Annotated in this window: 18 protein-coding genes; 2 read left to right on the top strand and 16 right to left on the bottom strand. The window is 42.0% G+C overall.

Annotated elements, in window-relative coordinates; translation table 11 throughout:
• Positions 1-364 precede the first annotated feature (364 nt).
• Positions 365-1,072, top strand: coding sequence for a LytR/AlgR family response regulator transcription factor (locus WMO31_RS00490; protein WP_101106166.1), 708 nt, complete (start codon positions 365-367; stop codon positions 1,070-1,072).
• A 342-nt stretch (positions 1,073-1,414) separates the two neighbouring features.
• Here WMO31_RS00490 and WMO31_RS00485 read toward each other — a convergent pair whose 3' ends face one another.
• Positions 1,415-1,591, bottom strand: coding sequence for a hypothetical protein (locus tag WMO31_RS00485; protein WP_367999023.1), 177 nt, complete (start codon positions 1,589-1,591; stop codon positions 1,415-1,417).
• On the opposite strand from WMO31_RS00485, the gene WMO31_RS00480 reads away from it, so the two are divergent.
• A complete protein-coding gene (locus tag WMO31_RS00480) occupies positions 1,575-2,354 on the top strand; it encodes a GHKL domain-containing protein (protein ID WP_367999022.1) in 780 nt (259 codons plus the stop codon). The two genes, WMO31_RS00485 and WMO31_RS00480, sit on opposite strands and share 17 nt — an antisense overlap.
• On the opposite strand, the gene WMO31_RS00475 is transcribed toward WMO31_RS00480, so the two are convergent.
• From WMO31_RS00475 to WMO31_RS00405, 15 genes are all read right to left on the bottom strand, one after another.
• Positions 2,347-2,880: a methylated-DNA--[protein]-cysteine S-methyltransferase gene (locus WMO31_RS00475; RefSeq protein ID WP_367999021.1), complete on the bottom strand. Its 534-nt coding sequence runs from the start codon at positions 2,878-2,880 to the stop codon at positions 2,347-2,349. The genes WMO31_RS00480 and WMO31_RS00475 overlap by 8 nt on opposite strands.
• Positions 2,881-2,959: 79 nt before the next feature.
• Positions 2,960-3,343, bottom strand: a complete 384-nt coding sequence (locus tag WMO31_RS00470) for a hypothetical protein (protein WP_117846858.1) — start codon at positions 3,341-3,343, stop codon at positions 2,960-2,962.
• Positions 3,344-3,360: 17 nt separating this feature from the next.
• Positions 3,361-3,561: a TM2 domain-containing protein gene (locus tag WMO31_RS00465; RefSeq protein WP_021883707.1), complete on the bottom strand. Its 201-nt coding sequence runs from the start codon at positions 3,559-3,561 to the stop codon at positions 3,361-3,363.
• Between the two features lie 169 nt (positions 3,562-3,730).
• Positions 3,731-5,419 (bottom strand): sulfate adenylyltransferase subunit 1, encoded by a 1,689-nt coding sequence (locus WMO31_RS00460; protein ID WP_367999020.1) that lies wholly within the window; start codon positions 5,417-5,419, stop codon positions 3,731-3,733.
• Entirely contained in the window at positions 5,419-6,318 is a 900-nt protein-coding gene (gene cysD, locus WMO31_RS00455; protein ID WP_117519891.1) for a sulfate adenylyltransferase subunit CysD, read from the bottom strand. Before cysD ends, WMO31_RS00460 begins: the two co-directional genes overlap by 1 nt.
• 41 nt (positions 6,319-6,359) lie before the next feature.
• A complete protein-coding gene (locus WMO31_RS00450; protein WP_304026220.1) occupies positions 6,360-6,674 on the bottom strand; it encodes a 4Fe-4S dicluster domain-containing protein in 315 nt (104 codons plus the stop codon).
• Positions 6,658-8,340: an adenylyl-sulfate reductase subunit alpha gene (locus WMO31_RS00445; protein WP_367999019.1), complete on the bottom strand. Its 1,683-nt coding sequence runs from the start codon at positions 8,338-8,340 to the stop codon at positions 6,658-6,660. The genes WMO31_RS00450 and WMO31_RS00445 overlap by 17 nt, the downstream gene beginning before the upstream one ends.
• A gap of 20 nt (positions 8,341-8,360) precedes the next feature.
• Positions 8,361-9,272 (bottom strand): thioredoxin-disulfide reductase, encoded by a 912-nt coding sequence (gene trxB / locus WMO31_RS00440; RefSeq protein WP_367999018.1) that lies wholly within the window; start codon positions 9,270-9,272, stop codon positions 8,361-8,363.
• A 12-nt stretch (positions 9,273-9,284) separates the two neighbouring features.
• On the bottom strand, positions 9,285-9,695 hold the full coding sequence (locus tag WMO31_RS00435) for a M67 family metallopeptidase (RefSeq protein ID WP_015523490.1): 411 nt from the start codon (positions 9,693-9,695) through the stop codon (positions 9,285-9,287).
• The gene (gene thiF, locus WMO31_RS00430; RefSeq protein WP_367999017.1) at positions 9,692-10,504 is read right to left on the bottom strand and encodes a thiazole biosynthesis adenylyltransferase ThiF; all 813 of its coding nucleotides are present in this window, start codon (positions 10,502-10,504) and stop codon (positions 9,692-9,694) included. Before thiF ends, WMO31_RS00435 begins: the two co-directional genes overlap by 4 nt.
• Positions 10,504-10,710, bottom strand: a complete 207-nt coding sequence (gene thiS, locus WMO31_RS00425; RefSeq protein WP_015523488.1) for a sulfur carrier protein ThiS — start codon at positions 10,708-10,710, stop codon at positions 10,504-10,506. Before thiS ends, thiF begins: the two co-directional genes overlap by 1 nt.
• A gap of 5 nt (positions 10,711-10,715) precedes the next feature.
• The gene (gene trxA / locus WMO31_RS00420; protein WP_367999016.1) at positions 10,716-11,039 is read right to left on the bottom strand and encodes a thioredoxin; all 324 of its coding nucleotides are present in this window, start codon (positions 11,037-11,039) and stop codon (positions 10,716-10,718) included.
• Positions 11,040-11,285, bottom strand: coding sequence for a sulfurtransferase TusA family protein (locus tag WMO31_RS00415; protein WP_015523486.1), 246 nt, complete (start codon positions 11,283-11,285; stop codon positions 11,040-11,042).
• Positions 11,278-12,138 carry a ferredoxin-like domain-containing protein gene (locus WMO31_RS00410; RefSeq protein WP_101029430.1) on the bottom strand — a complete coding sequence of 287 codons (861 nt, stop codon included), beginning with the start codon at positions 12,136-12,138 and terminating at the stop codon, positions 11,278-11,280. The genes WMO31_RS00415 and WMO31_RS00410 overlap by 8 nt, the downstream gene beginning before the upstream one ends.
• A gap of 5 nt (positions 12,139-12,143) precedes the next feature.
• Positions 12,144-13,391, bottom strand: coding sequence for an O-acetylhomoserine aminocarboxypropyltransferase/cysteine synthase family protein (locus WMO31_RS00405; RefSeq protein ID WP_367999015.1), 1,248 nt, complete (start codon positions 13,389-13,391; stop codon positions 12,144-12,146).
• Positions 13,392-13,532: the final 141 nt, after the last annotated feature.

The following is a 13,532-nucleotide window of genomic DNA, read 5'->3' as shown; positions in this document are numbered from 1 at the left end:
AAAATCATTGTTTTAAGGAGTAAAGAGTTTTTGCGGTTAATAAATCATAAGAAAATCTGTCAAAATTTTTTATTTGCCACGGAATCCGTGTTGACAACATAAGTTACAAATATTATAATTTATTACACAATGGGAGTAAAAGGGAGTTTTTGGGGAGTAAACTTTTTTTCTAAATAAAAAGCAATCTAATGATTGCCTTTTATTTTTGAGCATTAGAGCCAACCGAAGATCCATCTGAAGATAGTACCAAACACTTTTTGCTCCCCCTTTATTCTGTTGTTAAATTCACAATAGCAGATAGAAAGAGCAAAATAAATACAGTCTGGAGCAAGATATTCTATTTTTGGAGTAAGAGGGTGAAGATGTGTTTGCGGCTTTATGTGACGATGATAAATATATAACCGAAGAAATTAAAAAACTGCTTTTGGAATATGCAAAGGATAATCGTATAACTATTGATATTGATGAATTTGAAAGCGGAGAAGAACTTTTAAATTCCGAAAAAAACTACGACATAATTGTGCTTGATTATCAGCTTGGCAGTACAAACGGACTGACCGTTGCAAAAGAGCTGAGAAAGCGAAATGTGCTTTCTTCCATAATTTTTCTTACATCCTATCCGAATTTTATGATTGACGCATTTGAAGTGAACACATTCAGGTTTCTTTTAAAGCCGATTGACAAATCAAAATTTTTCAAGGCAATTGACGATTATATAAAAATTGTAGATGCAAATTATCCGATAACCATCATTCAAAATAAAGAATTAAAAAAAATAAACTCCAACGAAATATGTTATATTGAAGCCGACGGAAAGTATTCAAACATTCATTTAAGCGATAAGATTATGCACTGTTCAAAAACACTTGCAGGGGTTACAAAGCTGTTGCCTGCATACTGTTTTGTGAAAACCCACCGTGCTTTTGTGGTAAATCTTCACTATATAAAATCGTATTCTTCCGATACAGTGTATCTGAGCAACGGAGAATCGGCTTTTCTCAGCAAAAATTATCAAAAGTCGTTTCAGACATCATATATGAATTTTCTTAAAAAAAATTATGTGAGGTTATAATTTAATGCTATTTTACAGCTATGCGGAGCTTGTAGTAGGACTGATTGCAGTTTTTTACTTTACTTCAAAAGTATTTTCAATTATCAAGTATAAAATGTATTTTGCCCTGTCTTTAATTTTTATAATATTAACCGCTTCGGTTGCTTGTTTTTTAAAAGATGAACAACAATATGTGATTCTGCCGGTTTTGCATTTTATTGCATTAACATTTCTTCCTCTTTCACTCGGACACGACAGAAAGATAATGTTAATATTTTCTTCCTTGTTTTTTTCCGGATTGACATTTTTTATTTATTCCATAAATCAATTAGTATGTTCAATTTTACATATAGAGTTAAACTCTCAAAGCTCTGCCGCCTTTGAACTTATTTCTAATTTGATTGTTTTCGGAATATTTATAATCCTGTCAAGTCCGCTGAAAATCAAGACCAAGCTTGTGGTTGAGTCAATTACCAAACCAACAATAATTATGATATTGATTTTTCTGTATCTCGGCGGAAGTATGGCGACTTTCGGCACATACTACATAATTCCGTCATCTGATTACAGAACGATTGCGCTCAAAATTCTGACCTTGATTGTGTCGATTGTATTCTCGTTTTCAATACCGATTCTTTTGTACAATCAGATAAAAAAGAGCCGATATATGTATGAAAACGATATCTACGAAAGACAGCTTAACGCACAGATTAATTATTACAAGAGCATTACGACTTCGGGATATGAACTGAGAAAAATCAGGCATGATTATAACGATCTTTCTATCGGATTAAAATCGCTTATCAACAGTCGGAAATATGATGAGGTTCTTCCTCTCCTGCAAAAATATGACAGCGAGATTATAAGCTCATTTCAGATTTTGTACAACACGGGCAATGATCTTACCGATGCAATTTTAAGCGATAAGCAGAAAAATGCAGATGAAAACATTAAAATCACATTTGAGGGTTCGCTTGCAAATGTGCCTGCCGACAACCTTGAAATCTGCGTTTTATTTAACAATATGATTGACATTGCGTTTGAAAATGTAAAGGAATTTTGCGGTGACGGAAAACAGATTATCGCCTTAAAAGCGGAAACAAGGGCTGGATTTCTCTTTTGCTGCATAAGCTTTCCGATTGAAAATGAAATAAAAAAGGCACAGAACAATGTTCTGTACCACAGCTTTGCGTATAAAACTTTGAAAAATCTTGCCGAAAAAAACGGCGGTAAAATTGAAACAAGCCTGTCGGATGACAGACTTGCAATAACTACGGGTTGGGTAATTAATAATTTTAGTTAATTCTTTTCGGAAATTTTTGAATAAGCTTTTCAACATCAGTCTTTTCAATTTTGAGAAGGCTAATTTTTTTGTCTATGCCGCCCGCATAACCCGTAAGGTTTCCGTTTGTCCCGACAACACGGTGACACGGCACGATTATCGAAATCGGATTGTGACCCACAGCACCACCGACTGCCTGTGCGGACATTCTCGAAATGCCACGCTGTTTTGCCAAAATTTTTGCAATTTCGCCGTAGGTCATAACTGAGCCGTAGGGAATTGTCAGGAGAATATCCCACACAGCCTTGCGAAATTCTGAGCCGTTAAGCGAAAGTTTGGGCATAAAATCGGGTTCGTTGCCCGAAAAATATATGTCAAGCCACTTTTTTGTCTGTTCAAAAACAGGCAGGGTCTTATCCTCAGTTTCACCTTTTACGGTTGACGCAAAGTACTTTTGTCCGTCAAACCACAAACCGCAAAGGCTCTCACCGTCAGATGCCATAGTTATATTGCCAATCGGAGAATTGTAATAATCGTTAAAAAACATAATCTCACCCCACCTAATTGTACCGTTAAAGGCAGTTTTTGGCAAGAAAAAGTCGGCACGAAAATCGTGCCGATTTTGGTTACAGATTCATTTCTGAAAGTTCTTTTGCGGTTGCATCAACAAGTTTTTCACACTTTTTTGTGTTTTCGCTGATCATTCCGCCAACGCTGAAAAGCCCGCCTGTGATTGAATCCAATGCCGCATTTTTCGCTACATTGTCCATACCCGCCTGAGTGGACTTTTGAATTGAGAATTTCTGCGTTTCCTTGCCGAAACCGCTCTTCATAATCCACACCTGATTCTGACTGTCGAGAGCTGGAAATGTTATTACGGTAGCCATTCCATGCTTTGTAAGTGACGGAGTTCCTGCCGTAAACTCTTTATCTTTGATTGCATCAAAAAAGCTCTCAATCGTATAAGAATTTTGTGTCTTAATGTTTTTGGTTTTAATTCCGAATGCCATAGTAACTTCCTTTCAGATTAGTTAGCACCCCAGACATTTCCGTTTTTGTCCGTGAATTTGCCTGTAAGAACCATAATAAAATCAACAAGCCAACCGATACCGAAAACACCGCAAGTTAAAAGCCAGATGATACCTGTTCCGATTTTGCCTGTCATAAATCTGTGAACACCGAGTTCACCGAGAAAAAATGTGATTAGTACCGCCGCTGTTTTGCTCATTTGTAAGCACTCCTTTAAATTTATTTGTTGAGTACACTATACAGAATAAAAATTGTAAATGCAACAATTTGGCAGCAAGGTCAGTTTTTCGGCAAGAAAGTCATAAAATCACAAAGGACATTGCCAAATGACAATGCCCTCTGCGAATGAGTTAAAATGAATAAACCTGTTATCTGTTTTGAATTGCAATTTTTCTGTAGGTATCGAACTTAACCCACTTTGCAAAGAAATTCGCATCGTTGATGCTTTTAAGATTTGAATACTCGGAAAGAAACTGCTGAATTTTTTCGTTGCTGTCGGCAAGAACCTCGAAGCCTCTGCCGTTTACAACAGAAACACCGCCGTAGCTGTACTCCGATGTCAAAACGATATCGGTAATCTTGCAATCACGAACCTTTACGGCAACGCTGTCACGAAGAACTATAATATCAAAGCTGTCGGGATACTTATAGCTTTCGCCCTCAACAGGGATTGTGTCCCCCTTTGTATAGGTTTCCTTGACAGGCTGATATTTGAGAACATTAAGACTTGAAGTGTCATAGAAAAACTCTTCAAAGATATCACCTCTTGCCTCAAGTGAGCCGAGTACGAATGACGCCTTTTTTGCATCATCGGCTTTTTCTTCAACCGAATCAACAACACCGCAGGCTGATGTCATATTTGACACACGGTCAATCAAAATAAGCTCGCCGAGTGTTTTATGCTTTGAGAAAAGGTCAACCGCAATCGGCTCTGCAAGCAGAATTGTGCAGACTGCGATTCCGTTCTTTGTGAGTGAATCGGCAGGAATATGCTCGCCTGTGTTCACATCAACAGCGTACTTGATTTCGGAAACGATACCCGAAATAGTCTTTGTGCCGAGCTTTACAAGATAATCCTTGCCGGCTGTAAGCTGTTCGTCATCCATCCAGAGAATTGACGCTGTAAGCCCCTGATAGGACGCAAGATTTGTGTCCTTTGTAATTACACAGCCACGGGACACATCAACTTCCTTGTCAAGTGTGATTGTAACGGGTTGTCCCTTGAAAGCGGTTTTAACATCCTTATCTGTCATAAGAATCTGCTTTACATGAGCCTTTTCATTACTCGGGAGTGTTACGATTTCATCGCCTATGCTGATACTGCCCGACTCAATCTGTCCCTGAAAGCCTCTGAATGTGTGGTCGGGACGGCAAACTCTCTGAACAGGAAGATAGAATCCTTCTTCCTCCTCCGAGGAATCAACATCAACAGTTTCAAGATACTGAAGCAGAGGAACACCGTTGTACCACATAATGTTTTCGGACTTTACGGTAACATTGTCTCCCTCTGTTGCTGAAAGCGGAATGATGTAGATATCGTCAAGTAAAAGCTCGTTTTTAAGTTTTTCAATCTGCTTTACGATTTCGTCAAAGCGTGACTTGCTGTACTTTACCAAATCCATCTTATTAACGGCAAAGACAAAATGTCTTATACCCATAAGCTTACAGATTCTTGCGTGTCGTCTTGTCTGAACAAGAACGCCCTGTGATGCGTCAATGAGGATAACTGCGAGGTCTGCAAAAGATGCGCCTACAGCCATGTTTCTTGTATATTCCTCGTGACCTGGTGTGTCGGCAACGATAAAACTGCGGTTGTCGGTTGTGAAGTAGCGATAAGCAACATCAATTGTGATGCCCTGCTCACGCTCAGCCATAAGACCGTCAAGCAAAAGCGAATAGTCAATGTCACCGCTGCGACTGCCGACCTTACTGTCAAGCTCAAGAGCCTTTTCCTGATCGGCATAAATAAGCTTTGCATCATAAAGTATGTGACCTATGAGTGTTGATTTACCGTCATCAACACTGCCGCAGGTAATAAATTTAAGTAAACCTTTCATCAGAAGTAACCCTCCCTTTTTCTGCGTTCCATACTGCCCTGTGCCTCGTTGTCAATTACTCTGGAGGTACGCTCCGAAGAAACTGAGCTGAGGGTTTCGTCAATAATTTCATCAAGAGTTGTTGCAGTTGACTCTATGCCGCCTGTAAGAGGATAACAACCGAGTGTTCTGAAACGAACCGATTTCAATTCGGGTACTTCGCCCTCTTTGAGCGGAAAACGATCGTCATCAACCATAATAATGTTGCCGTCACGGTAAACAACAGGTCTTTTTGCCGCAAAGTAAAGCGGAACGATGTCAATTTTTTCCCTTTGAATGTACTGCCATATGTCCTTTTCTGTCCAGTTGGAAATTGGGAACACACGAATGCTTTCGCCCTTATTGATTTTTGTGTTGTAAAGCTTCCACATCTCGGGGCGCTGGTTCTTAGGATCCCATGCCTGTGCTTTATTTCTGAAAGAGAAAATTCTTTCCTTGGCTCTTGACTTTTCCTCATCTCGTCTGCCGCCGCCGAATGCCGCAGTAAAGCCGTATTTGTTGAGAGCCTGTTTGAGAGCCTGTGTTTTCATAATATCTGTGTAGGCCGCACCGTGATCAAACGGGTTGATGCCTTTTTTAACACCTTCTTCATTGGTGTAAACGAGCATTTCAATTCCGAGCTTTTTTGCTGTGTCATCACGGAATTTTATCATATCCCTGAACTTCCATGTTGTGTCAATGTGGAGGAACGGGAACGGCGGTTTTTCGGGATAAAACGCCTTCATTGCAAGGTGGAGCATAACCGAGCTGTCCTTGCCTATTGAGTAGAGCATAACAGGCTTTTCGCACTCTGCCGCAACTTCTCTGATTATGTATATAGCTTCTGCTTCAAGCTCATCTAAATGTGAAAGCTGACTCATACCTTATCTCCTTTTCACGGAAATACTTACAAAGTGTTTCCTTAGTATTTGTTTGATTCTTTTTGATTTATATCAATCTTAATGGCCTCGCCATGCGGTTTTTCAATTAACCACGAGAGGATATCTCCGTTCTTTTCGGTGTGAACCTTACTACCCATACCGCCAATATCAGAACCGAGGAAAAAGCTGATTGCATATGCGGGACATTCTTTTATGCAGGAGGTGCAGCCCCAGCAATCCTTGGGATATTTGATGTACGCTTTGCCGTTTTCGTCAGTCTTGATAAGACTTCCGGGGCAGACATTGCGACACTTTTTGCAGCCTATGCACTTGGACTTGTCAATTACTATGCTCATACTTTTCACCTCCCGTTACAAGGTCACGAATAATAATTTTTATCTCGCCGTTTTCAAGACGGGAATTAACATACTTGTTAAAGTTCCTGTCGTCCTTTTCGGGATAGTCAAGGTTTTCGGCAAAGCTGTGCCAGCGTGTTTCCTTTCTTGCTCTGAGGTGAGCAATTACGCTTTTGCAGACCGTAAGCCTTTCTTTAAGCTCGCAGATATACATAAGCTCCTGAAAATCTTCTGCATAGAGGTCATCTGTGAGCGTTTCAAGCTGTCTGATTTTGCAGTCGGCAATGTCAAGCTGTTTTTCGTTGAAACGGTAGTTTGTTTTTATACCGCCTGCGTAGCTGTCCATAATCGTCTGCATTGCCTCTTCAAGCTGTTCCGTGGTGTAGAGTGAATGGCGGTCTGTGAGATATTTCTCGGTTTCCCTGAGGTGATAATTTGTATCTTCATCGCTGATTTTCTCAAAGCTTTCTTTGCTGTCAATATACTTAACTGCCGAAAGCCCTGCAATTTCACCCTCTGCAAGAGCGCCCGTAACATACTTCTGCGGACAACCGCCTGCAACATCACCGCCTGCAAAAAGTCCTTCAATTGTGGTTGCACGGTCTGTGTCAACCCAGTAACCGCTTGCCGTGTGACCGCCTACGATGTACGGCTCTGTTCCCTCAATTTCAACATTCTGCCGTGAAGGATTTCTTCCGCTTTCAATCCACTTGATTGTCTGCGAAGGTGCCATATTGAGATAGGCTTTTAAAAGTGATTCGTCCTGCTCGGCCGTGATTCCCTCTGTTCTGAGATAGCAGGGACCTCTGCCCTCCTGGTTTTCATTTACCGTACCGTAAACTCTTTCGGAAGTTGTAAGTCCGTACTTTGTTTCATAAACCTCGCCGAGTGAATTTATCTGCTTTGCACCTACACCCTGTGCAAGTGTTCCCGTGGGAGCGATTGTGTCCTTGCATCTGAGTGCGATAAAACGCATTTCAAAGGTTGTCATCTCTGCACCGACTCTGATTCCCATTGCGTAGCCTGCACCTGTGTTAAAGGGCGGATACCACATCTTATGACGGGAAAATCCGGGGTTGTTAGGCTTGTAAAGTCCTGCCGCACCGCCTGTGGCAATTATGACAGCCTTTGCTTCGATTGTGTAGAAAATTCCGCTTTCAATGCCGAATCCGAATGCACCGTTGATTTTGTTGTCCTTTACCGAGTAATCAAAAATATTGACGCGGTTGAGAACCGTTACATTCTTTGCCTTTTCGACTGCGTCCGCAAGAATCGGCTTTATGTTTTCACCATTGATTTTAAGGTTTCGGTTGCCTCGTGTAACATACTTTCCGTTCTCGTCTTTTAAAATTACAAGACCGAGTTTTTCAAGCCTGTCAGTTACTTCGTTGAGCTTTTCGGACATGGTAAGGAGCAAATCCTCTCTGACAATCCCGTCAGCGTCCTTTTTAGCGTAGTCAACATAGTCCTGCGGTTTTCTGCCCTCAACAATGTATGCGTTAAGAGCATTTACACCTGCGGCAAGACAACCGCTTCTTTTGATGTGTGCTTTTTCACAGATAAGAACCTTTTTGTCCGAATTTTCGGAAATGGTCAGAGCCGCATAACAGCCTGCCGTTCCGCCGCCTATAATGAGGACATCGGTGCTTATTTTTTCTGTTTTCATAGGATTTCACTCCCTTGCCGTTATTGTTTTTCGTCAAGATATTTTTCTGCCGAAATCACACAGTTTGCACCGTCCGACACGGCTGTAACAACCTGACGAAGTGCTTTTGTTCTGATGTCACCGCCTGCAAAAATACCGTCTGTGGAGGTTTTTCCGCTTTCATCGGCAATAATGTAACCGCCCTTGTCGGTTTTGACAAGATTTGCAAGAGGTTTTGTATCGGGAATACTTCCGACTGCAACGAAAACACCGTTGCAATCAAGCTGTTTTTCTTCTCCGTTTTGTAAAAGTGTGACCGAAGTCACCTTTGTATCTCCGTTAATTTCAGATACCGTTGCATTTGTAAGAGCTTCAATATTTTCCGTGGCAAACACCCTGTTCTGCAAGGCTCTGCCTGCTCTGAAAAAATCCCTTCTGTGAACGAGATAAACCTTTTTGCAGAATCTTGAAAGCAGAAGTGCGTCACCCAAAGCAGTGTCACCGCCGCCTGTTACCACGGTAATTTTATCCTTATAGAAAGCCGCATCACACACCGCACAATAAGAAACTCCGTTACCCGAAAATTCCTTTTCACCTTTTACACCAAGCTTTCTGCGCTGTGTTCCTGCCGCATAAATTACGGTTTTTGTTTCAAGACTTTCACCGCCGTCAATGTTTACGGAGAAGTTACCGTTTACTCTTTCAACCTTGGTAACCTCTCCCTCAACAAATTCAGCACCGAGTTTTTCGGCGTGAGTTCTGAACTTTTCTCCGAGGTCAAAGCCTGTTTCACCGTAAAGTCCGGGGTAATTATCTACTCTCTCGCTCTCGGCAATCTGTCCCGTACCCATAAATTCTTTTTCAACCACAACCGCTTTAAGGTTTTCACGCTGTGCATAAATTGCGGCTGAAAGTCCTGCGGGACCGCTGCCGATAATCACGATGTCGTACATAATCTCCCTCCTTTACTCTATAACAAGTTCTTCCTTTTCTGCTGTATCTCCCGTAATTTTGAATGAATTGAGAACGGGATTTTCTCTGTCCATAAGCGAAAGAATCATATAGCTTGCCTTGCTGTCAAAGGCAAGTCTTTTGTCCTCTTCAGACGGTCTTGACGGCGATTCGGGATGTGAATGCCAGTTGCCGAGAGGAACAAATCCGTTCTTTCTCATATCCTTGATTGCCTCAAGCTGTTCCTTTGGATCAAGCGAAAAATGTTCGTTTGAGTGGTCAATATTTGTAAGGAGATAAACCTTTTTAATCTCCTTGTCACCGTCCTCAACCGTTCCTGCAATAAGACCGCAAGCCTCATCGGGAAGCTCCTTTACAGCGTGAGCAAGTATTTTTTCAAAGTCACTTTTTGTAAGTTTTATCATAAATGAACACCGTCACATTCTGCCTGTTCGTAGTCGATAAGCTCTGTGATTGTCGGGTGGTCACCGCAGACTGCACAATTGTGTGTGTCACTCGGAAGTTTTACCTTGCGAAATTCCATTTTGAGTGCGTCATATGTAAGAAGATAGCCCGTGAGCAACTCGCCCTGACCGATGATGTACTTGATTGCTTCCATTGCCTGCAGGCTGCCGATTACACCGCCCATTGCACCGATAACACCTGCCTGCTTACAGGTTGGAACTGCATCCTTTGGCGGAGGGTTTTTGAATACACAACGGTAACAAGGACCTTCATCCGGCACATAGGTCATAAGCTGACCTTTAAATCTGATGATTCCGGCGTGTGAGAAAGGCTTTTTAGCCATTACACAGGCATCGTTGATAAGGAACTTTGCCGGAAAGTTATCCGTACCGTCAATGATGAAGTCATACTCCTTTACAAGGTCAAGTATGTTTTCGCTTGTAACAAATGTGTGGTATGTCTTTACGGTAACATCGGGGTTGATAGCCTCCATTGTTTCCTTTGCCGACTCAACTTTAGGCTTGCCGATATCCTGTGTTGAGTGGATAATCTGTCTTTGAAGATTTGAGAGATCCACCTCGTCTGCATCTGCAATTCCGATTGTACCTACACCTGCGGCGGCAAGATACATTGCGGCAGGAGCGCCGAGTCCGCCTGCACCGATAATGAGAACCTTTGCATTAAGGAGCTTTTTCTGTCCCTTTGCGCCGACCTCTTTAAGAATAATGTGTCTTGAATATCTTTCAAGCTGTTCGTTTGAAAATGCCATTACTGACCGCCTCCCATAAAGTAAAGGAACTCTACAACATCGCCGTCCTTTAAGGTTGTTTCTTCAAATGTACCGCTCTTAACAAATTCGTCATTGATTGTAACGGTTACATACTCGGGTGTTTCAACATTCTCGTCAATAATGAGCTGTGCTACCGTAAGATTGTCTGCAACTTCCTTTTTGTTTCCTGCAACTGTGATTGTCATAACGATTACTCCTTAATAAGTTTTTCTGTCACTTCGATTATTTCTGATTTTTTGACCGCACCTCTGAGTCTTTCTTTCTCTTCACCGTTTTTGAAAAAAACGAGTGTGGGTGCCGCCTGTACTTCATATTCCGATGCAAGCTCGGAATCAAAATTAACATTTATCTTTGCAATTTTCAGCTTGCCCTCATACTCTTTTTCAAGTTCAAAGAGTACGGGTGAAAGTCTTTTGCAAGGGATACAGCTGTCGGAATAAAAATCCGCAAGCACGAGTATATCGGCTGAAAGAACTTCGCTCTGAAAATTGTCTTTGCTTACTCTCTGCGGCATTTAATCACCAACCTTTTCAACAATCAGGTCATATGTGCCGTCCTCGTTGTCAATAAGCTTGAGAATTTTGTGTCCCTCTTCCTTGATACTTCTCGGAACATTCTGAACAGGCTCGCCGTCATTCATTTTGATTGAAAGGATCTGACCTTCGTCAAGCTCTTCAAGGGCAACCTTTGCCTTTACAAAAGTTGTCGGGCATACCACATCGGTAATATCTACTGTATCGTCAATTACAAAATCAGCCATTGTAAACCTCCAAAATTCTCTGTTCAAATTTTTCTCTGCCTACTCTGTCGATTGTAAACTTAAAGCGTTCGCTCGGCTTTGCGTTTTCTGCAAAGAAGTTAAGAGCGGCATCACAGATTTCCATAAGTTTTTCTTTATTTTCGATAAACGGAATAATTGTTTCGCCCTTGTTGATTGAGTTGCCGAAAAGTCCGCCGAATGAAACAATGTAGCCGTGAATTGTGTCCCACGCATCTGTCGGGCAAGCCTTGAAGCATCTGCCGCAGTAGTTACACTTTGAATTGTCAACGGAAATTTTTCCGTCCTCAAGAGTGATTGCACCCTGACGGCAGGCCTTTACGCAGACTCCGCAGCCGATACAAGCGTCCTCTTTCCATGAAACCTTGATTCCACCCTTGATACCGACATCGTTTTCCTCAGCTTTAAGGCAGTTGTTCTGACAGCCTGTTATACCGAACTTGAACTTGTGCGGAAGTTCCTTTGCAAAATATCTGTCGTCAAGCTCCTTTGCAAGAGCGTATGTATCAATACAACCGCTGGGACAGATTGCCTCACCCTGACAGGCTGTAATTGTTCTTACTCTCGGACCGCAAACGCCCGGCTCAACATCGCCCTCGGCAAGTGCGTCCTTAACTGCCTCAACATCATCAAGCTTTACAAAAGGAATTTCAACACTTTGTCTTGATGTGAGGTGAACATAACCGTCACCGTAGTTTTCCGAAACCTCGGCAATTTTCGCAAGCTGTTTAGCTGTGAGGTTGCCGCCTACAACTCTGAGCCTGAGCGAAAAATTATTTTTCTGTTTTTGACGCATAAAGCCGCCCTTTTTAAGCGTAGCATAATCAACTGCCATTTCTCTTACTCCTCCGATTCATTCACATTTATACTGTCTATAGCCTGTTTGAAGTCAGACTTTAAATCCTCAATATCTTCAATGCCGACGCTGATTCTTATTGTATCATCAAACACGCCTGCGTTTCTTTTTTGTTCTTCTGTTCCGTGAGCGTAAATTGTGCTTGACGGATGAATTACAAGTGTTCTTGTGTCGCCTATGTTTGTTGCATTTGTTGCATACTTCAAATTGTTGATAAGCTTAAACGCTCTTTCTTTACTTCCTGCCCTGATCGTGAGGATTGCACCGCCTTTTCCCTTCAACAGCTTTTGACAAAGGCTGTAATATGGAGAAGCTTCAAGAGCGGGATAGTTGACTTCGATTCCGTCCTGTGTTTCAAAGAACTTTGCAAGCTCAAGAGCGTTGTAACAAAGACGCTCCATACGAAGTCCGAGTGTTTCAAGTCCGACAGAGTTCATAAAAGCATTAAACGGTGCAAGGCAACAGCCTATGTTTCGCCAGATACCGTTTCTCAGCTTTGCAACATATGCAAGCCGACCGAATTTTTTGTACTCTGCAAGACCTTTGTATCTTTCCGTATTCCATTCAAAATTGCCGCTGTCAACGATTATTCCGCTGATTGAATTTCCGCCGCCGTTAATGTACTTTGACGAGGAATGAACAACGATGTCGGCACCGTGTTCAAACGGCTGAGTAAGATACGGAGTTGCCGTTGTGCTGTCGATAATGAGCGGAACACCGTGTGAATGAACAAGCTCTGATACAGCGTCAAGATCGGCAATTTCAAGTCCGGGATTGCCGATAAGCTCGGCAAAGACTGCTTTTGTTTTTTCGTTTATGAGCGGTTCAATCTCCTCGGCTGTCACCTTGTTGACATATCGTGTAACAATTCCGAAAGGCTCAAGATCTCCAAACAAATCAATTGTTCCGCCAAAAAGACCTGCGCTTGCGATTACTTCGTCACCTGATTCAAGAATGTTCAGGAGTGCCATCGTAACGGCTGCCATACCTGACGAACACGCAACCGCACCGACACCGTTTTCAATGGAAGCAATTCTGTTCTCAAAAGATGTTACCGTGGGATTGCCTATTCGAGAGTAGGCGTAGCCGGGAGCTCTGTTGTTGAACACCTTTTCAAGCTGTTCGGCAGAGCTGTGCGAAAATGCACTGACCTGATAAATGGGAGTTAAGGTTGAGCCAAAAGCCTTTTCACCGTTAAACCCCTTGTGAAGTAATGCGGTGTTAAACTCCATAATATCACCAACCCCTTAATTTCATACAACCAACCCTTTTGTGTAAGACCGTCGTAAGAATTTGTCTGACGGCTTCGATTGATATAGGTAGATTATACTCCATTAATCATAGTATTTCAATAGGTTTAATAAGATTTTACC

This window comes from Ruminococcoides intestinale, from assembly GCF_040095935.1.
In the GTDB taxonomy this organism is placed as follows: Bacteria; Bacillota; Clostridia; order Oscillospirales; family Acutalibacteraceae; genus Ruminococcoides; species Ruminococcoides intestinale.
This window is presented reverse-complemented; position numbering and strand designations above follow the sequence as displayed.

Coding starts and splice junctions, on each gene's coding strand:
- WMO31_RS00410 (WP_101029430.1), bottom strand. CDS start 12,138: ATGGCAGTTGATTATGCTACGCTTAAAAAGGGCGGCTTTATGCGTCAA.
- trxB (WP_367999018.1), bottom strand. CDS start 9,272: ATGTACGACATCGTGATTATCGGCAGCGGTCCCGCAGGACTTTCAGCC.
- trxA (WP_367999016.1), bottom strand. CDS start 11,039: ATGCCGCAGAGAGTAAGCAAAGACAATTTTCAGAGCGAAGTTCTTTCA.
- WMO31_RS00415 (WP_015523486.1), bottom strand. CDS start 11,285: ATGGCTGATTTTGTAATTGACGATACAGTAGATATTACCGATGTGGTA.
- WMO31_RS00475 (WP_367999021.1), bottom strand. CDS start 2,880: ATGTTTTTTAACGATTATTACAATTCTCCGATTGGCAATATAACTATG.
- WMO31_RS00480 (WP_367999022.1), top strand. CDS start 1,575: ATGGCGACTTTCGGCACATACTACATAATTCCGTCATCTGATTACAGA.
- WMO31_RS00450 (WP_304026220.1), bottom strand. CDS start 6,674: ATGAGCATAGTAATTGACAAGTCCAAGTGCATAGGCTGCAAAAAGTGT.
- WMO31_RS00405 (WP_367999015.1), bottom strand. CDS start 13,391: ATGGAGTTTAACACCGCATTACTTCACAAGGGGTTTAACGGTGAAAAG.
- WMO31_RS00465 (WP_021883707.1), bottom strand. CDS start 3,561: ATGAGCAAAACAGCGGCGGTACTAATCACATTTTTTCTCGGTGAACTC.
- thiS (WP_015523488.1), bottom strand. CDS start 10,710: ATGACAATCACAGTTGCAGGAAACAAAAAGGAAGTTGCAGACAATCTT.
- thiF (WP_367999017.1), bottom strand. CDS start 10,504: ATGGCATTTTCAAACGAACAGCTTGAAAGATATTCAAGACACATTATT.
- WMO31_RS00470 (WP_117846858.1), bottom strand. CDS start 3,343: ATGGCATTCGGAATTAAAACCAAAAACATTAAGACACAAAATTCTTAT.
- WMO31_RS00460 (WP_367999020.1), bottom strand. CDS start 5,419: ATGAAAGGTTTACTTAAATTTATTACCTGCGGCAGTGTTGATGACGGT.
- WMO31_RS00445 (WP_367999019.1), bottom strand. CDS start 8,340: ATGAAAACAGAAAAAATAAGCACCGATGTCCTCATTATAGGCGGCGGA.
- WMO31_RS00435 (WP_015523490.1), bottom strand. CDS start 9,695: ATGATAAAACTTACAAAAAGTGACTTTGAAAAAATACTTGCTCACGCT.
- cysD (WP_117519891.1), bottom strand. CDS start 6,318: ATGAGTCAGCTTTCACATTTAGATGAGCTTGAAGCAGAAGCTATATAC.